This window comes from Luteibacter jiangsuensis (genome assembly GCF_011742555.1).
In the GTDB taxonomy this organism is placed as follows: Bacteria; Pseudomonadota; Gammaproteobacteria; order Xanthomonadales; family Rhodanobacteraceae; genus Luteibacter; species Luteibacter jiangsuensis.
In genome coordinates this window covers 129,830-150,465 of record NZ_JAAQQR010000010.1, presented here as the reverse complement: position 1 = coordinate 150,465, position 20,636 = coordinate 129,830, and the positions used below count along the sequence as shown (strand labels likewise).

Here is a 20,636-nt window from a genome sequence, read left to right as displayed (position 1 = left end):
CCGGCTTCGGCCTCACGCAGGAAGCCGATGATCTGCTCTTCGGAAAAGCGCTTCTTCACGTCCAATCTCCGTCAGTTGGGGGATTGGACTCCAAATCGCCGTGCTACTCAAAACTGGGGGGGACGTCGTCGGTTCACTCGCGAGAGCGTGGACATCGCGGTAGATCACGGCATCAGCTGCGCCTGCGTCGTACGGCTTCTCGATCAGGCCGCCTACTTCGGTGGCTATCCGCGCGCCATGCGCACCGACAACGCGGCCGAATTCACCGGTCGCGCCCCACAGCAGCTGTGGTCGTATCCCGCCCTCGCAATTCGCTGCCCAGCGCCGCGCAAAACAGGACAACAACGCAGTGCCCTTCGACCCAAGACTTTCAAAATGATTACTGGTACGGCTCACGGGGCAGGTCATTCAGACGACGGGCGTTCTCGTGCAGGATCCTTAGTTTCGCTCCTGAAGCACTTTTGCGCTTGCTGCTAAAAGCATCTGTTTAAAAGCCTCCACCCTTCCAGGAACATTCGTTGTTTAGCGTCCGGGGTTCGGCAAAAGCCGAGTGCGGCAGTCCTCCAGCAACACACGCCAGTTCTCCAGCAATTCGGTCTTACCCCCCCTTCCTGGTTGTTTCGGTGGCATGTAGCGGATGATCGACGCCATGCATTCAGGATAGTCGAAGTCTGCGTATAGCAGTTCCGCCACTTGAAAAACGTCGCTATAGGAATCCTGATTCCTGTACACCCAAAGAAGCGTGAGGTAGATCCATATACACCTCATTCGCCCCTCTGACCGCTCCGATCTGCTCAAGCGCGCAAGCAGATCCTTGACGTCGTTCGGATCGGCTCCATCAAGACCAGCTAACTCGTAGTGCGCCTCCGGCGAATCTATTGAAAGACTGTCGATAGCATAATCGACGACACCTCTCGAACTAATAAAGTGTCTATCCAGCCCATAAGCGAGTTCGGCCCAGCTCATCCCAGGAGCCTCCGCGAAACAAAAATCACCTGTTAATAACACTTCCATTGCTCACCATTTTTTTGTGGGTAGCCGTGAGGGTACTTGGTTCGGCGTACCTGTGATCTGGCCGCCGGGAATGAAGCGTTGGTGTGTCAGCTCTCCGTTCGTGTTCAAAATCCATTCGAATATTCCCGGCCGACCGTTCACAATGCCCTCCATTTGAGTCAGCTTGTACGTCTGCTTGTCACCACCCTGGATGGTGAATACCATGCCTTTTTCCGGAATCTCATCTACCACAAAGCTCGGGGCCCGGTGAAGCGGATCATCTTTGAGCGCGCTTCCCACCGGTTCAGCGTTTCTGATCTCATCCGCTGCATTCGCAGCCTTCTGACGTTCGAACGAAAGTAGGCTCGAGGGGTAGCCTGACTGAGGCCCTCCAAGGCTGCCTTCCTGTAGAACGCCCTTGCTTGGGGCTGCCTTACCTTCATTCCCTGCGAGCACCCAGGCCGCGTCGCCGGCTGCTTCGCCAAGCCATACTCCTTGCGCTGCGCTTGCGGACATTCCATCCGTAAACTGCGGTGCCGCGCCACCAAGCTGCGTCGGAATGAATGGATTATTTGGATTTGCTCCTTCAGCGTTACCGACAAACGGAAGGAGTCTATTCCCAAAGGCAGCCCCAGCGCCGGAAAGGAAACTACCCGTCCCGCCTTCCTGAGGGGTGTTGGCGTAGTACGAGACGGCAACTCCTCCGAAGAATCCAATGTCCCCAAAGTAGTGCGATTGTTCCAACTGGCGATCACGTATCTGATCACCCCGCATGTCGCGCGGCACCACTGGGCTTTCGTAATACGACTCCAGTGCGCCGAGACCTTGGTAGCAAGCAGTTGATGCTCCGGCATTGCAAACAATGGCCAAGGCCACGTCATTCAACTGAGATTGCTGCTTAGCTGCATTGATCGCATCCGAGCGACATTGTTCTGTCGTGCAACCCTCCAGCGCATGATTTAGATCATCAATCTGCTTATGTGTGAGATGGTTGTACTTGGTTGCATCCAGCGCTGCCACCGCGCCAGAACCCCCACCAACGACTGCACCAACCGCAGCGCTACCTGCCTGCATAAGGGCGCTATATTCGGGATCCTTGGCCTCGTAACCGTGACTCAGAAGGTAGTCAGACATCGTGGTCATGACGACCTGATTTGCTACCGCGCCCGTGACTGCCTTGCCAACATCCCCGCCCCCCAGAGATGCAACAGCAGCCGCCACCGCGCCGTGCAGTGCAGCGCGTTCCGGGCTTCCTTCGGCCCATTTCATCTTGTTGGCGATGTCACCAGCGGCACGAAAGCCTACCTGCGCCGCGACCTCGGAAAGCTCTTGCCGGTCGGCTATCTTCTCGGGGTCGAAGGAATTCTTCAGTGAGGCGTTGTCAAGAGTTGGATTTCGGTCGAGTCCAGTCAGATCCTTGGCTGGATCGTTGCGTATTGTGATCGTCCCATTAGCCACCCCCGAATTGGTTTCACTACTGCTATTTCCCCGCTGTGGCATTGCCATGGAAATCGCCGCACCGATCGCGCCCACGACGTTGCTCGAGACAGTGCTACCCCCACTAATGCTCACCTGGCTGGCGTTGTACTTCGACTCATTGTGCAGATCCTCCCAGACCAGATCGCCCGTGCTGAGCACGCTCTTCGACGCGTCTGCCGTGCTGGCAATCTGCCCACCGACCAGATGGGTCGTGCCCCCAACGTCGATCTGGAAGCCGCCGTCGCCGGCCTTGATGCCGCTGACCTCGTTGACGCTGGTGTAGTGACTATCGACCTTGCTGGCCGCGTAGTAGGCACTACCGCTCACCATGCCGCTTTGGGTGATACCGACCATCAGCTTGCCACCGGCCTGCATGGTCTTGCTGGCGTAGTCGTCGGTGTCCTGCTCGCTGCGAATGGTCAGGTTGTTGCCGATATCGGCGACAACCTGGTTGCCCTTCAGCTGGGCACCTTCGATGGTCGTGTCGTTACCGCTGACGATGGTCAGCTTGTCGCCGGCGTTGATGGTGGTTTCGGCATGGGTGCTGCCGTTGCCATGCGCCTTGCCGCTGCCGACGCTGGCCGACGCGTAGATGCCGAAGCCATCGGAACCGAAGCTGACACCGATGCTGCCGGCGGAATTCTTCGAGTCGTTCTTGAGGCTGTGTTCCTCCGACTGGCTGAGCAGGTTGATGTCATGCGTCGCGGCCAGGGCGACATTCTTGCCCGTGACCTCGCCGCCGATGATGGTCAGGTCGCCACCGGTCGCGCCGATGGTGACGTTGCCACCGCTGGTGATGTGGCCGCCATACGACGTGCTGTCATGCGTCGTGGTCTTGCTGCTCGCGCTACTTCCTCCAATCCCGACCTGGATGTTGATGCCCGCGGCTCCCGCTGCACTCTGGGCGTCGGTCACACTGCTGAAGTCGCCCGTTGCAGCAACGGCATCGTGCACCTGATAGGCGGCCTTCGCGGCATAGAGCGCCTTCAACCGATCATCGTCGCTGCTGCTGGCCTGCTTTACCGAGTCTCGAGCGCCCATGGCAAACTCATAGGCGGCCCCGCCCAGACCACCGGTAATGCCACCTTCGCTGTGTTTCTGCGACTGCGTCGTATCCAGCGTATCCAGGCCGGCATCGATCGTGACGTTCTTGCCGACGATCGTGGTACCCGTCTTGCTGATGACGTCCGTGCCCGTCAGGTGCAGGTCGCCACCCGCCGTCAACGTCACCTGTCCATCGGTGGAGCCGACGACGCTACCCGTGTGAGTCACCTGGTGCGAACTCTCGGAGCGGCTGTCCTTAGCCTGCCCGTAAAGCTCATTCATGCCGCTCTTCGAATACCCCGTCTTCGTGACCGTCTTGCTGTGGCTGTCGTCGTAGATGTCGACTGCCGTGGTCAGGGTGAGATTGTTACCTGCCGCGACCACGACATCGTGTGTACCGGCGATCTTCGCGCCTTCGCCGAGCACGTCGTGGCCGGCAGCGACGGAGATCGAATCGCCACTGAGCAGCGTGCCATTGGCGACGTGCTGCGCGGTGTCGTCATTCGTCACCGTCTTCTTGCCCGCCTGGACGATGCCGCCGCCCCGATTGAGCGTGAAGCCGGACTTCTTGACGGTCTTGTCGTGGGTCTCGTTATAGGTGTCGGTTGTGGCCAGCAGGTTCACGTCGTGGCCTGCCGCCACGGCGATACCGCCCGTGGCCTGGACGGTCGCTCCCATGGCGGTCAGGTCGTTTCCGGCCACCATGTGGATGTTGTCACCGCTGAGCGAGGTACCCACGGCCAGCGTCTGTTCGCTGGTGTCGTGCGTGGTGGTCGTCTTGCTGCTGAAGAGGCCGCTCTTCTTTTTCTTCGTATCCGTGACGACCGTATGCGTCTCGTCTTCGGCCGCCAACGTCAGGTTGTGCCCCGCCGCCAAGGTGATGTCGCCGGTCTTGGTCGCGACCGTGGTCGCGTCCAGCGTGGCGTCGTGGCCGGCAGCGATCTGCACGCCGGTGCCGGCGTCCACCGTCACCCCTCGGACGGTTTCATCCGTCGTCGTCTCCGTAATCCGCTTCTTCCCTTCCTTCCAGCTCTTCGTGCTGGTGGTGCTATCCGTCACCGTCGTCAGGTCGAGATCGTTCCCCGCCTGCAGCGCGGCCGTGCCGCCCGCCTTGATCTGGGTTCCTTCCAGCAGCGCATTGTTCCCCGCGGCCACGGCGAGATTGCCGCCGGCGTCGAGGTTCGTCACGTCATGCGTGACCTTGTTCGACGTGCCGTTGATGGTCGCGGTCAGCGACAGGTCGTGGCCCGCAAGCAGCGCCATGTCGCCGCCAGCCTTGAGCGTGCCGGCCTGTACGCCGAGGTCGTGACCCGCCTGCAGCGAGAGCGAGCCGCCGGCGTCGATGCCGCTGGCCGTGGTTTGCGTCGTCCAGCGTGTGCCGCTCTGCACCGCCCCGAGGGTGAGGTCATGACCCGCCTGGAGCGCCGCGTTTCCGCCGGCCTTCAGCGTGGTGGCCGACAGGCTCATGTCGTTGCCGGCGACCAGGGAAAGGTCCTTGCCCGCACTGAGCGTGAGACCGTCGACCTGCGTGCCCGTGAGCGTCTTACTCCAGGCGTACGGGTGCGTCGTGGTGACGCTGGACGTGATGGACAGGTTGTTCCCGGCCGCTAGGGCCAGGCTGCCGCCCGCCGACACGCCCTGCCCGCTCAGGGTCAGGTCGTGGCCTGCCGTGAGCAGCGCATCGCCGCCTGCCGCGACCTTGGTGTGGTCGAGCGACAGGTTGTTGCCGGCGCTGATCTGCAAGCCCTGGGTGGCGGTGATGCTCGCCCCCTCCATGCCACGACCGATGAGGCCGCCGACGTTTTCGGAGCGGATGTTGCCACCGGCAATCAAGCTGACACCCGCGCCGTCGATGCGGCCGTTGATGTTGGTGATATTGCCGGTCGCGCTGATGGCGGTGAGGCCGCCGCTGGAGATGCGTCCGCTGTTGAGCAGGTCCTGCGCCGTCAGCAGGGTGCTGTTCTCGCCGCGGATCAGGCCGTCGTTCGACAGCTTGCCCGAGGCATCGATGCTCACGCTCGAGCCTGCGATCACCGCACCCTGCGACGTGAGGCCGAGGTTGCCGCTGGCCAGGTACACCACCGGCACGAGCACCTCGTGGCCGTCCACGTTCTGCTGCACCATCCAGACGATATCCTGGGTGAGTGCGCTGACCTGCTCCGCCGTGAGGGCCACACCCACGCTCAGGTTCATGGCCTGGGCCACATGCGTGGCGTTGCTCATCAGCGCCTGGTATTCCTCCAGGCCGCTGGAGTAATCGGCGAGATAGGTGCGCCCGGTCAGCTGCGTCACCTGCTGGGTCACCAGCTGCTGCTCGTAGAAGCCGTCGCCCAGACGCATCATCGTGCGCGCGGGGTCGAGGCCGAGCTGGTCGAGCAGGTAGTCGCTGCTGATGAACTGGCTGTAGTCGACGAAGCGGGAGTTGGTCTCGATCAGGTAGTTGCCGCTCGGCGGATGACCAAGCAAGGCCGTGAGGTACGCGTTGCCCATCAGGCCGACGCCACGGGCTGAAGCCCCCTTCGCCAGCGCCGAAAGCGAATCTGCGCCGGCACCGTCCACCGCGCTGCGCTCGGCACCCGAGGCGGCAGTGAGTTCGCCGCCTGCCCCTGGGCCGCCCACGGACACGCTCTCGCCACCGCCGCTACCGCGAACGCTGTAGATGCCACCCGTGGGGAGGATCACGCCCGCCAACGGCTGTCCCGCGCCGCCGAGCACCTGCGGCGCGTGGCCTGTCGCCGGGTCGACCTGTGCGCCCACCGGAAGGCCCGCCGCACCCTGTGCGTTGCCCTTGTTCACCGAGGCGAGGCCGATGGCCTGGGCGTTCGGATCGAGGCGCGTATTGCCGACCGAATGGCCGTCAGGCGTGACGCCGCCGTTCGACACATTCTGCCCGCTGATGCTCACGCCACCCGCGCCGGTCATCACCGCGCCGAGTGCGGTGTAATTGTCGTGCAGGTACGTCGAGGGGTCGGTGTTGGGACGATAGGAGTAGGACTCCTTTTCGTTTTCAATATCGCACAGGCTCTGCTGCCAACCGCAGCCCATGTGATGGTTCACCGCCACCTGCTGGATGGTGCGGCCGGCGGCCAGCGACTCGTTCGCGACGTTCTCGTTGCCGAAGACCATGCCGGTGCCGCCGCCCGCACCCTGGATGTTCACCCAGAGCGCACCGTTGGCGGCAATCGTCGACGTGTTGTTCTTCACCGAGCCGTAAAGCGCGATGTTGCCGCCCGCGAGGATCTGCGACTGCGCGCTGGCGGCGTTGACCACGGTCTCCTGGATGGTGTGGTACTCGGTGTAGGTCTCGTACTCCTGCACCTTGTTCATCGTGTACTTGTAATCCGACCGCGGCAGCGGCTGCGAGGCAGCCGATTCTTCCGCCGACAGCACGCGATCGGTCGTGTTCAACACGCGGCGCACGTTGTTGATCTGGTTCGCCGCCAGCAAGATGCTGCCCTGCGCCTGGATCGATCCGGAGATGTTGTCGATCTGTCCGGCGCGGGTGGCGAACAGGCCCTGGCCGTTGCGCCCCGCGCCCGCCACGTTGATGTTGCCGAGGCTGAAGATCTGCGCGTCGCGATTGAGCAGGTAGTTCGTGTAGATGTCCACACTGCCCGTCGCGGCGATGGTGCCGCTCTGGTACGCCGCGTTACCGGTCGCCTGACCGAAGTCGGCACCGTTGATCACCGTGCCGGCCTGGATGGTGACATTGCCGCCCATGATGCTGCCGGTGTTGTTCACCACACCGGCGTTCATGCCTACCGTGTTGCCCTGGATGCTGCCGGCGTTGGTGATCGTGCCGCCGGTGTTGAGCTGTGTGTTGGCGGAGTTGAGCAGGGCGCCCGCATTGTTCGTGATGTTCGCGGCGCTGATCGTCAGGCCGTTCACGGCCTGGATGCTGCCGTTGTTGACGAACTGGCCGTCCACGGCGAGGCTGAAGCCGCCGTTGGCCTTGATGCTGGAACCGGCGGCCTGGATGTAGTCGCCCACCAGGTGCATGCCGAGCGTGTTGTTGGCGACGATGCTGCCCTGCCCGACGAGGTTGCGGATGTCGAGCATCACATTGCCGACACCGCCTACGCCGTCGATGCCCGCCTGCACCGTGCCACCGCTGTTGTTCAGGCTGGCCAGGGTGAGGTTGAGCTGGCGTCCGGCGGTGATCTTGCCGCCCACATTGGTGGCGGAGGCACCGGCGTTGACGAAGTTGAACGTATTGCCCGCGTAGACGCTGCCGTTGCTGTTATCCAGCTGTCCGGTGCCGAGCGTCATGCTGCCTGCGGCCACCAGCGTGCCACCCTGGGCGTTCGAGATCGACGTGCCAGAAAGGTTCACATCGCCCTGCCCGCCCAGCGTGCCGCCGCGATTGTCGATACCGCTGCCGGACGTGACTTGGGTCAATGCGCCACTGGCGTTGGCAATGCGTCCGCCGATGTTCGAGATCGAAGCGGAAGCCAGCGTGGTGGCGCCGTTCGCCTCGATGCTTCCCCCATTGTTGTTCAGGCCGTTCGTGGCGCGCAGGTCGAGCGCGCCACGGCTCTGCAGGTGGCCTCCCGTGTTGTTCACGGTGTCGGTGGCCTGCACATTGAGCTGTCCGCCAGCGATCGTGCCCGCGTTGGTCAGCCGTGCCGTGGTCAGCCTGGTGAGCGTGCCGGCAGCGATCGTTCCGTTGCCGTTGTCGAGCGTACCGGCCACACCCAAGGTCACCGCGCCGGGTGCCGACTGGATCGTGCCGCCTGCGTTGGAAAGGTTGGCCGCCGTGAGGGAAAGATCCCCCGCCGTCGCCTGCATGAGGCCACCGGCGTTGTTGAGGCCATTGGCAACCGTCACACCAAGCGTGGCACCCGAGATGGCACCGTAGGCAGTATTGCTCAGCGAAGCCGCCGAGATCGTGCTGCCGCCGTGCGCATTGATCAGGCCGCCGTCGTTGGCGAGCGCCGTGGTGGCCGTGACGCGGGTGGCGCCGTTACCTGCCAGCGTGCCCTGTCCGTTGTCGATGTCCTGGTCGGACGTCACGTCCAGCAAGCCGGTGCCGGCCAGTTGGATGTTGCCGCCCCGGTTGACCACGCGACTGCCGTGCACGGTGAGGTCGTTGCCGTTGGTCGCGATGGTGCCGCCGGTGTTGTCGAGCGTACCCGCGGTGGTCAGCGCCAGCGCCGCGTTGCCTGTCTGCAGCAGCTTGCCGCGCGTGTTGTCGATGGACGTGGCACGGAGCAGCAGAGAATTCGCCTGCAGGCGGGCGTCGTGGCCGTCGACGCCGCGATTCACCAGCGCGCCGGTGGCCTGCATGGAAAGTGCACCGCCGACGGCAAGATCGCCGGCCGTGTGATCGATATTTCCGGCGCGTGCGACGAGGGTGGCGTCGCCACCCGCACGTTGGGTGCCGTAGGACAGGTCGATGGTGTTCGCCTGCGCGTCCAGCGCATGGCCGGCCAGGAGGCTGCCATGGGCGACGAGTGTCGTATCGGCCGATACGTGCAGGTCGCCCGTCGTATCGAGGGAACCGTCGTCCTTGACACCCGCCGCCAGCACACCGGACGCATCCACACTGCCGCCATGCACGACGAGATCGCCCGACGACAACGTACGGCCGTCGTTCTTCACGACGGCACCGTCGAGCGAGATCGCGTGCGCCGAAAGCGTGCCGCCCTGCGTGAGGGTGGCCGCGCTCGTCATCGCGGCATCCTGTGCCGTGATGTCGCCTTGGGTTTCGAGATCGCCGTCGGCGTGAAGGTTGAGATGGGTAGCGACAAGCTCGCCGCTCTGGCGGATCGCCTGCGCGGAGGTCGCATCCAGTCCGGCGGCCGAAGCCACCGTGCCTCCCAGCACGAGGTCGCCCGTGCGGGCCTGGAGGTGGAGATCGCCCTGCTGTGTACCGAGCGTGCCGGTGCTGGAAACGCTGCCGCCTTTCAGCGTCAGCGATTTCGCGGCAACGATCTTTCCTGCATTGCCGACCGCGCCGGCAACGTCGATGTCCAGGTCGTCTGCACCGGACAGCTCGGCGGATGCGGCTTGATTGTAGGTGCCGGCAACGAGCGTCGCCTTTCCTCCCGCGTAAGCCGTGCCGCGATGATCGAGCAACCCGACGGCATGTAGATCGAGCGTGCCGTCCGTCGAGATGGCGCCGGTGTTGCCGATGCGCGCTGCCGTCACCGACAGCGCGCTAGACGCGACGAGTTGACCGGCGTTGTCGAAAGCTCCCGCCGTGTCGATGGCAAGCGTGCCTCCGGCCTGCGTGAGGCCGCTCAGGCTCAGGGCGCCTTGCGCCGAAAGCGACACGTCCCTGGCGCCGGCCAAGGTGCCCTTGCTGTCGATGCTTCCCGCCGTGACCTTGAGGCTGCCGTTGGTCTGCAGCTTGCCGTTCGCGTCCTGCGTCAAGGCGGCGGCGTCGACCGACAGATCGTTCTCGGCAGCGATGCTGCCGCGGTTGCTCAGGTTGCCCGAGGCACGCACGTCGAGCGTGCCGGTGGCGTACACGCTGCCGGCATTGCTCAGATCGCGCCCGGCGTCGAGGCCAAGCGCGCCGTTCACCGACGTATCGCCACCCAAGGTCATGTCGCCTGCGGACGCCAGCGCCGCTCCATTCGCGCTCAGCGACCCGGTCTGCGCGAGCGCACCGGCCGACGTAGCATCCAGGCGGCCTGCCGACACCGTCGTGCCCGCAAGCGAGAGGCCCCCTTGCGTGGTCACCAGGGAAACGTCGCCTGCCGTGCTACCGATCTGGCCGGCGCTCTGCAGGCTACCGGCGTTTATCGCGAGTCCGTCGCCGCCGACGATGGTGCCGGCACTGTCGAGAGCGCCGGATACGTCGAGAGCAAGATGCTTGCCCGCGTCAACCTGACCGTCGGCCGTTTGCGCGAAGCTTCCGGCGTCCAGCTTCAGCACGTTGGCAGCGTGGAGCAGGCCTGCGCTCGTCACGCCCTCGGACACCGTCAATGCGAGGTCACGGCCTGCGCTGATGATGGAGCCCTTCGCGCCGTCAAGGTTCGCAGCACCGACGATGGCGTCGCGTGCCGCGATAACGGTCGCGGACTGCGACAGCGTGCCGACAACGTCTGCGCGCACGTCGCGCGCCGCCTGAAGCTGGCCGCCCAGCGACGCCGTGCCTGCTGCAACGACCAGGTCGTTGCCCGCATCCAGCGTGCCGTGTGTGGTCAGGCTCGACGCATTCAGGGCAAGGTCCCCGCCCGCATGCGTCGTACCCGACTGGTCGATGCTGGCCGCCTGCGCCGAAAGCGCGCCATCGGCAAACGTGTCGCCGCCGAGTGCCAAGGCCTGCGCCGCCTCGAGGATCGCATCGCCCGTCGCATGCACCGAGCCGGCGAGCGTCATGGAACTGTCCGCGGCCAGGCCGAGGCGCACGCCCGAAAGCGTGCCGTCGATCAGGAGGTTGCCGCCGGCATGTGCGGTGAACCCCGTCGCCGCGGAAGCCACGCCGCCAAGATGCGTGTCGCCACGCGAGGCCAACGTGGCCGCACCGAGCGTGCTGCCCAGCGAACCCGTGCTCTCGATGCTGCCCGCGTCGACGCTCAGTGCCTGGGCACCTACGACGCTTCCCGCATTGTTCAGCGCACCGCGCAGGCGCAGCGTCGCCGTGTCCGCTGCGCTGACCGACCCGCCTGTGCCGATCGAGAGCGAGCCGGCGTCGACGTTCAAGGCATGGCCGGCATAGAGCTGCCCCGCGCCATCGACGTCGCCATCGACGTCGAGTGTCAGGTCGTGGTTCGAAGACAGCGCACCCGCATTCGTGAGACTTGCGGCACGCACGATCGCGTCGCGCCCCGCGACCACGGTCGCGGCGTTGTCGAGCGTGCTCGCGGACGTCAGTGCCACGTCGCGGCCGCTCTGTACAGTTCCCGCGAGATGGAGCGCTTGCGCGTCCACCGATACATCGCGACCGGCATCGATCGAGGCCGTGCTGTCCACCGAAGCGCCGCGCAGCGAGAGGTCGGTGCCGGCATGCAGGATGCCGGCATTGCTCATGTCGCCACCCGTGCTCACGACGAGCTGGCCGTCTGCGTACAGCTTGCCAGCGTTCGTGAGACCCTTCGCGGCGTGGACCTGCGCGTTTCCGCGCGCATACGTCTCGCCGGCGTTGTCGACAGAACCGGCATCCACGGCGAGGTTCCCTGCCGTCAACTGGCCTTGCTGCCGGAGTGATCCCGCCGTGCGGAGGTCCAGCGTGCCACCGACCACCGTGGTACCTGCCAGCGTGACGTCGCCTGCGACGATGGACGCATCGCCACTCTGCGTGCCGAGTTCACCGTGGCTGACGATGTCGTCGGCATGGACAGCGAGAGCACCGCCGCCGACGAGGCTACCGTCGTTGTCCAGGGAGCCGCCGATATTCGCGCTCGCGCTGTGCACACCGTAGATCTGGCCGGCAACCCCCTGCGCCAGCGACGCCGCGTTGACGGTGACGCCACCGGCCGCGTAGAGCGTTCCCTGGTTGATCGCTGCCCCCGCGGTATTCACGGCCAGGTCGCCGCCCGACGACACGATGGCCGAGGAGGCATTGGTCAGACGCGCCGACTGCACGTCGATGCGGCCACCCGACACGATGGTTGCCGCGTTGTCGAGCTGGCCGACCGCGCGCACGGCGACATCGCCGCCACCCTGCACGGCACCCGCCAGGGTGGCGTTGCCACGGCTGGACAAGGAGAGCGCGCCGCCGGCATCGACGATGCCGCTGCTGTCCACCGAAGCCGCATCGAGCGCGAGCGCGCCGCCCGCGTGTAACGTGCTCGCGGCAATGCCGACCAGTGCGCCGCTCGCAAAGACGTTGCCGCCGCCGAGGCCGTAAATCGTGCCCTCGTTGCGCAGGCTGTCCGCCCGCACGTCGAATGCATCATCGGAGTAGATCAGGCCGGTGTTGCGCAGTGCCTGCGCCGAATGCACGGCGAGGTTTCCGCCCGCGCTGAGGCGGCCGGCCACGGCGATGTCGTCGGCGGCATCCACCGCCAGCGAGCCGCCGGCGATCACGCGGCCGGAGACGCCCAAGGCTCCTCTGGTCGCGAGCGATACGTTGCCGTTCTGCGTACCGAAGGTGCCGTCGACGGTGACCGGACCGCTCGCATCGAGCACCGCGTTCCCAAGCGCCACGGTGGTTCCGCCAAGGCGCACCTCGCCCGCGCTGCTGAGCGTGAGGTCGCCTGCCTGCGCCGCGATGGCGCCGCTGCTCACCACACCCACGCCCGCCTCAGTACCGACGAGGCGGATCTTTTCCGCGTACATGCCGCCGAGTGCCGCGACGTCGATCGCCACCGTGGGACGGTTCGCATCGGCGGCCATGGCACGGACGCCCGCATCCTCGTAGTTCACGTCGTTACGACCGGCAACGACGTTGAGGTCCTTCGCCCAGAGCTGGCCGTTCACCTGCACCGCGCGGGCGATGAGATCGGTGCGGTCGGCGGTGGAACCGTCGAGGCCGCCGCTGCCGACGGCAATGCCGCCGCCGGTCACGCGGAAGGCGTCGAGGCTGCCGCTGCCGCCGAACACCGGCGTACCCGTGGTCAGCGTGAAGCGCTGGCTGTTGATCACACCGCAGCCGTCGCACGTGATGCCGTAGGGGTTGGCGATGACGACGGGCGCGGCCTTGCCGCCCACTTCGATGTAGCCGCGCAGGCTGCTCGGCAGGCCGGATGTCACCTCATTGAGGATCAGCGAGGCGGGGCCGCCGTTGAGGTTGTCGTTGCCGGCGATGTAACCGCCGAGCTGGGTCTGCACGATGTCGGCGCTGTTGTTGAGGATCACGCCGCGCTGGTCGACGTCGAAGCGCTGGTATTTGTTGTGCGACACGCCACGCGCGTTGGGCGCGACTATATCCACCACCGGTACGCCGTTCGCCGCCGAATCCATCTTCGGGCGATGAGCGCCCGCCGCGGCGTCGGGCACTTGCTGCGCCCACGACACCACCGGAATACCCAGCGTCGCCAACGCGACGGCGAGCGCGAGTGAGCGCACTGCCGAGATCGCCACATCGCCCTGCGGGCGCCCCATCACTGCCTTGTTCGTCGTCATGACTTTGCCCCTTGTCGGATGCCGGCCCCGGCATCCCTGCCCGTGTTCAGTACTGGTAGATCAGCTGAAAGCCCGTGGTCGGCCGTTCGGTGTCGAAGCCGCGTGGCGCATGAATGCGGCGCCCCGCGAAGAGATCCCAACTCAAGCCCGCATAGCTGCCGCGCAGGCCGACGACCGCGCCGGTCAGCTGCCGGTGCCCCTCGACCGTGGACGGCCCCGCGACGCGGCCGATGTCCACACCCAGGTAAGGCGCCAGCGCGCCCATCGGCAGGGTGAACGTGTTACGTAGATACGCGCCGCGCTCCCCTGCCAGCGTCTGCTCGCCATCGAAACCGCGGACCGAATAGCGGCCGCCGATGGTGATGAGTTCGGCCGCCGGCAGGTGATCGGTGGACCGTTGCAGGCGCAGGCTGCTGTCCCAGATCGCCTGGCGGCTGCCAAGGTTCAGCGGCTTGCTCAGCGAGAGATCGAGCGTGGTGAGGCCGTACCGATTGGTGGGGAAGCCCACCTCGGGGTCGTACCCGATCCACTGGCTGCCGAACCAGGGGGTGCCGCGCTGGTAACCCAGGCGCGCGTCGAGCTGCGCCTGACCGAGGTAATGGCGGTGCACCAGGGCAAGCTCGGCACTCGCGACGCGCTGCCGCTGGATGCCGACCTCCACGCCCTGGATATAGCTGTGCGCGCTGCGTGCGGCCAGGCGCATCTCCAATGACGTCTTGCTCGACGTGCCGCGCGTGAGCATGCGTTGCGCGGTGATGTCGCTCGACGTGGAGATGCCCGTCGAACGGAAACGGGTTTCGAAACCCTCGATCCACTGCCGGTAACGGTAGGTGGAGATCGAACCGCTGAAGGTCCACCAGCCCCAGGGAATGCTGTAGGTGGCGTTCTCGCTGAAGGTGCTGCCGCCGTCGGCGTGGGTGAACAATGCATGGCCCGCGCCGATCGAGAACAGGTCGTTCAGGCCCAGCGGGTTGTCGTACGAGACATTGAGGTTGCCCTGGTTCTTGCCCGTGCCCTTGAGGCCCGAATCGCTGGCGTCGACCACCACGTGCCAGCGACGGCTGGTGTGCACCGTCAGCACCACATCGGATTCGCCCACCTTCTCGCCCGGGGCAATATCCATGGTCACGTCCTGCGACGGCACGCGCTTGAGTTGCTCCAGACCCTGCTCGATCGCGTGCAGGTTGAGCAGATCGCCCTCGCGAATCGGGAACGCCGTGCGCCAGTTCAACTCGGGCGAACCCGGCGCGAAGCGGATCTGTCGCAGCGTGCCCGGCACGAGCAGCATGCGCAGATGCCCCTTCGAAATATCCTGCGCCGGCACGCCCACGCGGGTGGTGACGAAGCCGCGCGCGATAACCAGATTGGAGAGGCGGCGCTGCAGCGCCTCCAGCCCGTCGCGGCCCACGCACTGGCCCACGAAGCGATCGAGATAGCGCTGCGCCCAGGCGAACTCCGCCAGGCGGTCGCCTTCGAGTGTCAGGCTTTGCAGCGGGAAGCAGATGGCTTCCTTGGGCAACGGCGCATCCGCCCGCTCGACCTGCGTCGGCGGCGTTGGCTGGAACAGCGCTTCTTTGCGCTCCGTCTCCCTCTGTTCGAGCTGTTGTGCGCGACGCAACTGCTCTTGCTTGTCCAGCGTGGTCTGCTGCGCCACGGCCGTACCCACGGCCCCGACGGCAAGCAGGGAAAACAGCCCGTGTGCCGTTGTGCGCCAACGGCTTTCCCCTGTAACCCTCATTAGTTTTGCTGCTCCAAACCGTCCTGGTTCAAGGGCATGCGGGGACTCTCTCGAGCGCCGCTGCCCGGCTCTTCTTGGCTCGTTTTCGGCAGGTAACGCGGGAACTTTAGGGTCGCCCGACGATTACGAAATCCCTTTCCGACAAGGTGAATTTTCTCCAATTCACCAGTAAACGCCATATTCATATTGACACACGGTCACGAGCGGGAAAGACTCGACCTTTCGCGACCGCTCGACGAAACGTGTGTGTCCCCGCGCATCCAATCCACGCACGGGGTATTGGCCTGCTGGCCGCTGCGGGGAGCAATTTCAATGAAAAGTTTCAACCAGTTCCAGTGTTCGGGACCGTTCCGTCGTGTAGGCCGATGCCGCGGCGTGCGTCGTGCGCTCCTGGCCGGTGGCCTGTCCGCGATCGCGTTTCGATGAAACGTTTCCTGCTGGCGGCGCTGCTCATACAAGGCATGGCGTGCCTCGTGACAGCTCAGGCGGAAACCACGCTACCCCTGATTCCCATGCCCGCGGAGGCCAGACCGGCGCCAGGCTCCCTGGCCCTCGATGCCTATACCATGGTGCGGTATCCGCCCGGCGACACGGCTGCCAAAGCGGCCGCGGAATACCTTGCAACCGAACTGCGGCGAAGCCGGGGGCTGTCCCTCACCGTCACCGCCTCGAACGACGCCACCGAAGGCGCGATCGTCCTGAAGACGGACCTGAAAGCATCCGTGGATAAGCCCGAAGGCTATACGCTCGACGTCGACACCAGCGGCGCGCGCATTTCCGCACGCAGCAGCGCGGGCCTGTTCTATGGCGCCGTCACCCTGTGGCAACTGGCAACGGCAGACGGCAAGCAGGGCAGCACGGTCATTCCTGCCGTGACGATCCGCGACTGGCCGCGCTTCGCCTGGCGCGGCCTCATGCTCGACGTCGTCCGGCATTTCCACGACGTGGCGACGGTGAAGCAGGTGCTCGACACGATGGCGGAGCACAAGCTCAATGTATTCCATTGGCACCTCACCGACGACCAGGGCTGGCGCATCGAGATCAAGCGATATCCGAAGCTCACCAGCGTGGGCGCCTGGCGCACGCCGCCCGGCGCGGGCACGCATGGCGAACCGGAACGCTACGGCGGCTTCTATACGCAGGCGCAGATACGCGATGTGGTGGCCTATGCCGCCGCGCGCCACATCACCGTGGTGCCCGAACTCGATATGCCGGGCCATGCGCAGGCGGCGGTGGCCGCCTACCCCGAACTGGTCGGTGTGACCGGCGAGCGTCCGAAGGTCTCCGTGGATTGGGGCGTGAATCCCTACCTCTACAACGTGGACGACAAGAGCTTCACCTTCATCGAGAACGTGCTCGACGAAGTGATGGCCCTGTTCCCGTCCACGTACATCCACCTCGGCGGCGACGAGGCGGTGAAGGACCAATGGAAGAACTCCCCCGCCGTGCAGGCGAAGATGAAGTCGCTCGGCATCGCCGACGAGAACGCCCTGCAGAGCTGGTTCACCGACCGCCTGGGCGACTACCTCGGCAAGCACGGCCACCGCCTCATCGGCTGGGACGAGATCCTGGAAGGCGGCCTCCCCCGCACCGCCTCCGTGATGTCGTGGCGCGGCGTGCAGGGCGCCATCGACGCCGCGAAGCAAGACCACGACGTGGTGCTCGCGCCCGCCGGATGGATGTATTTCGACAACCTGCAAAGCGACCGCGCCGATGAGCCTAACGGCAGGCTCTCCGTGTTGGCGCTGGAGCGTGTCTACGGCTTCGAGCCGGTGGACGCCTCGCTTACGCCCGAACAGGTCGGTCACGTGCTGGGCACTGAGGCGGCGCTATGGGCCGAATTCATTCCCTCGTCCGGCCATGTACAGCACGCCCTGTATCCACGTGTGGATGCCATGTCCGAGATCGCCTGGTCGCCGAAGGAAGCGCGTGACTGGAACGGTTTTCTTGCGCGCCTGCCGGCACAGTGGCGTCGTTATGCGGCACTGGGCATCGCGGCTTCGGATACCGCCTTCGCACCGGCCATCCATGTGGACGGGGCTGTCCCGGCCATCCTGCGCTCGGGCAAGGCGACGGTGCGGCTCGACAATCAGACGAACTTCGGCACGCTGCGCTACACGACCGACGGCAGCACACCCGGCGCGAACGCCACGCCGTATACCGGCGCGTTCAAAGTAACCCTGCCCACGACGGTGCGCGCGGTCGCCTTCGCGCCGGATGGCACGCCGATGGCCGCCGTGCGGTCGCGCACGATCGACCGCGCCAGCCTGCTCACCCGCCGCAATGGCGAGTTCACCAAGTGCCCGGATGGCAGCCTTGGCCTGCGCATGCCCTTGCTGCCCGATCTCGGTGCCATGGACACGCCGGTCTACGACGTGGACCTGTTCCATGCCTGCTGGCTCTATCCCAAGGCGCCGCTGGACGGGGTCTCGGGCATCCATGTCGACATGGCACGGCTCGCCCGCAACTACGGCCTGGCCCACGACCAGTCCAAGGTCGTTTCCTATCCGGCGAAAACGGCGAACGGCGAGCTGGAGGTTCATCAGGACACCTGTGCCGGCCCTCTGCTCGCCAGCCTGCCGCTGCCACCGGGCAAGGCGCTCGGCGAGCGCTTCTCGCTGGATGGCACCGTCCCCCATTCCGTCGGCGAACACGATCTCTGCCTGCGGGTGACGGCACCGATCGACGGCCCCCTCTACGGCCTCGGTAAAGTGCAGCTCCTGGATAAAGCCTCGAAGAAGACACGATGACGTATCGGTACCTCCTCCTTCCCCTCGCCATGGCGTTCGCGGGCGGTGCTAACGCCGCAGCGCCGTCCACCCCGGAACAGAAGGCGGCGGACCTCGTGGCGCACATGAGCCTCGAGGAGAAGGTGGCCCAGTTGCAGAGCGCCGCCCCGGCGCTTCCCCGGTTGGGCATTCCCGCCTACGAGTGGTGGAACGAGGGATTGCATGGCGCGGCTCGTGCCGGCTATGCCACCGTCTTTCCCCAGGCCATCGGTCTGGCCGCTACATGGAATCCGGAGCTGCTGCGCCAGGTCGGCGACGTGGTGTCGAAGGAAGCGCGTGCCCGCTTCGACGCCATCGGCGCCGGCCGCGATCATGGCCGCTACGAAGGGCTGACCATCTGGTCGCCCAACGTGAACATCTTTCGCGATCCGCGCTGGGGTCGTGGCCAGGAAACCTATGGCGAGGATCCGTATCTCACGGGACGCCTTGCCGTCGGCTTCGTGGAGGGTATCCAGGGTCCCGACCCCTCACATCCGCGTGCCGTCGCCACGCCCAAGCACTTCGCCGTGCACAGCGGTCCGGAAGCGGGCCGCCACGGCTTCGACATCGACGTGTCGCCGCACGATCTCGAAGCGACGTTCCTTCCCGCCTTCCGCGCCGCCGTCACCGAAGGCCATGCGGGCTCGGTGATGTGCGCGTACAACGCACTGCACGGTACGCCCGTCTGCGCGGACACAGGCCTGCTCGGCGACATCCTGCGCAAGAGCTGGGGTTTCACCGGATACGTCGTCTCCGATTGCGACGCGGTCGACGACATGACGAAGTTCCATTACTACCGGCCGGACAACGCCGGCTCGTCGGCTGCCGCGATCCGTGCGGGCACCGACCTCGATTGCGGCTACGCGTATGCGGATCTGGTACAGGCCGTGCAGCGCGGCGATGTGGCCGAGTCCGTTCTGGATAGCTCGCTCGTCCGCCTCTTCGCCGCGCGCTACCGGCTTGGCGAGCTGGGTGCCCCGGCCACGAAGCCGAAGCCCGTCGACACGAAGGCGCACTCGGCGCTGTCGCTGCGCGCCGCGCTCGAATCGATGGTGCTGCTGAAGAACGACAGCCACACCCTGCCATTGCAGGGCAAGCCGCGCATCGCGGTGATCGGGCCCAACGCCGATACGGTGGAAACGCTCGAGGCCAACTACCACGCCACGCCGCGTGCGCCTGTCACCCCTCTGCTGGGTCTGCGCGCGCGCTTCGGCGCGGACCGCGTGAGTTATGCGCAGGGTTCACCGGTCGCGGCGGGCGTGCCGGTACCGGTGCCGGAGACGGCCTTGCGCGCGGGGAGCGGCTCCGATGCGGCCGTCGGTCTCACCGGAAGCTACTTCGCCGGCGGCAGCTTCGACGGAAAAGCCCTGGCCACTCGCGTGGACCGCACCGTCGATTTCGACTGGGACCACGTCACGCCTGCCGGATTGCCGAAGGGACGCTATGCCGTGCGCTGGACCGGCACCCTGCTTCCGCCCGGCCCCGGCGACTACACGCTCGCCGTGCATGTGGAACGCTGCTTCGACTGCGCGGGTCACGACCCTGTGCGTCTCTTCGTCGACGGCAAGCCGGTGATCGACGACAAGGGTGACGACAAGCACGCCCAGGCCACCGTGCACTTCGACGATGCGCGCCCGCACGATGTGCGTCTCGAGTATGTGCACAGCGGCGAAGACCAGGGCATCCGCCTCCAGTGGCTGCCACCGGCCGAGGCCCAGCTTGCCGAGGCTGCACGCGCCGTCGCGTCGGCCGATGTGACGGTGGCCTTCGTCGGCCTCTCTCCGGACGTGGAGGGCGAGGAACTGCATGTCGACGTGCCCGGTTTCGACGGCGGCGACCGTACCGATATCGGCCTGCCCGCGGCACAACAGGCCTTGCTCGAGCGCGCGGCTGCCAGCGGCAAGCCGCTGGTGGTGGTGCTGATGTCCGGCAGTGCCGTGGCGCTGAACTGGGCGAAGGCGCATGCTTCCGCCATCGTCGCCGCCTGGTATCCGGGCGAGGACGGCGGCACCGCCGTTGCGCAGATACTGTCGGGCGATTACAACCCGGGCGGCCGTCTGCCCGTGACGTTCTACCGCTCGGTGCGCGACCTGCCGCCCTTCACCAGTTACCAGATGAAGGGGCGCACCTATCGCTACTTCACGGGCACGCCGCTTTATCCGTTCGGCCATGGACTGAGCTATACGAGTTTCGCTTATGGCGACGCGAGCGTATCCACCGCGACGCTGGACGCAGGACAGACGCTCACGGCGAGTGTGACGGTTCGCAACCGCGGCGACCGCGCAGGCGATGAAGTGGTACAGGCATACCTGAGCTATCCGGCTGCCGACAAACTGGCGCCCGAGCGTAGCCTCGTCGGGCTCCAGCGCATCCATCTCGCCCCCGGCGAATCGCGCACGGTGAGTTTCGCCCTCGATCCGCGGCGGCTGAGTTCCGTGGATGCCGCAGGCAAGCGTGCGGTGGTCGCCGGCGATTACGGTCTCTTCATCGGTGGCGGCCAGCCGGGCGATGCGCCGGGACAACGGGTCGACTTCGCGATCCGCGGGCAACAGGCGTTGCCGCGATGACGCTCGCCCAGGGCATCGGCCAGGAAACCG

At 65.8% G+C, this 20,636-nt stretch carries 5 protein-coding genes and 1 pseudogene; 3 read left to right on the top strand and 3 right to left on the bottom strand.

The features are described from left to right. Positions 1 to 132: 132 nt before the first annotated feature. Positions 133 to 379, top strand: a pseudogene (locus HBF26_RS17640) (IS3 family transposase); the annotation flags it as partial. A gap of 143 nt (positions 380 to 522) precedes the next feature. Here HBF26_RS17640 and HBF26_RS17635 read toward each other — a convergent pair. From HBF26_RS17635 to HBF26_RS17625, 3 genes are read right to left on the bottom strand one after another with little or no spacing between them, the layout of a single operon-like run. Continuing rightward, positions 523 to 966, bottom strand: a complete 444-nt coding sequence (locus HBF26_RS17635) for a DUF2247 family protein (protein ID WP_167129337.1) — start codon at positions 964 to 966, stop codon at positions 523 to 525. A 51-nt stretch (positions 967 to 1,017) separates the two neighbouring features. Next, positions 1,018 to 13,533, bottom strand: coding sequence for a hemagglutinin repeat-containing protein (locus HBF26_RS17630; protein WP_167129336.1), 12,516 nt, complete (start codon positions 13,531 to 13,533; stop codon positions 1,018 to 1,020). 46 nt (positions 13,534 to 13,579) lie between these two features. Further along, entirely contained in the window at positions 13,580 to 15,271 is a 1,692-nt protein-coding gene (locus tag HBF26_RS17625; RefSeq protein ID WP_167129334.1) for a ShlB/FhaC/HecB family hemolysin secretion/activation protein, read from the bottom strand. Positions 15,272 to 15,636: 365 nt separating this feature from the next. Between HBF26_RS17625 and HBF26_RS17620 the strand changes: the two genes are divergently transcribed. Together HBF26_RS17620 and HBF26_RS17615 are read left to right on the top strand one after the other, a co-directional pair. Continuing rightward, positions 15,637 to 18,021 (top strand): beta-N-acetylhexosaminidase, encoded by a 2,385-nt coding sequence (locus tag HBF26_RS17620; RefSeq protein ID WP_167129333.1) that lies wholly within the window; start codon positions 15,637 to 15,639, stop codon positions 18,019 to 18,021. Then, the gene (locus HBF26_RS17615) at positions 18,018 to 20,606 is read left to right on the top strand and encodes a glycoside hydrolase family 3 protein (protein WP_167129331.1); all 2,589 of its coding nucleotides are present in this window, start codon (positions 18,018 to 18,020) and stop codon (positions 20,604 to 20,606) included. The genes HBF26_RS17620 and HBF26_RS17615 overlap by 4 nt, the downstream gene beginning before the upstream one ends. The last annotated feature ends 30 nt before the right edge of the window (positions 20,607 to 20,636 follow it).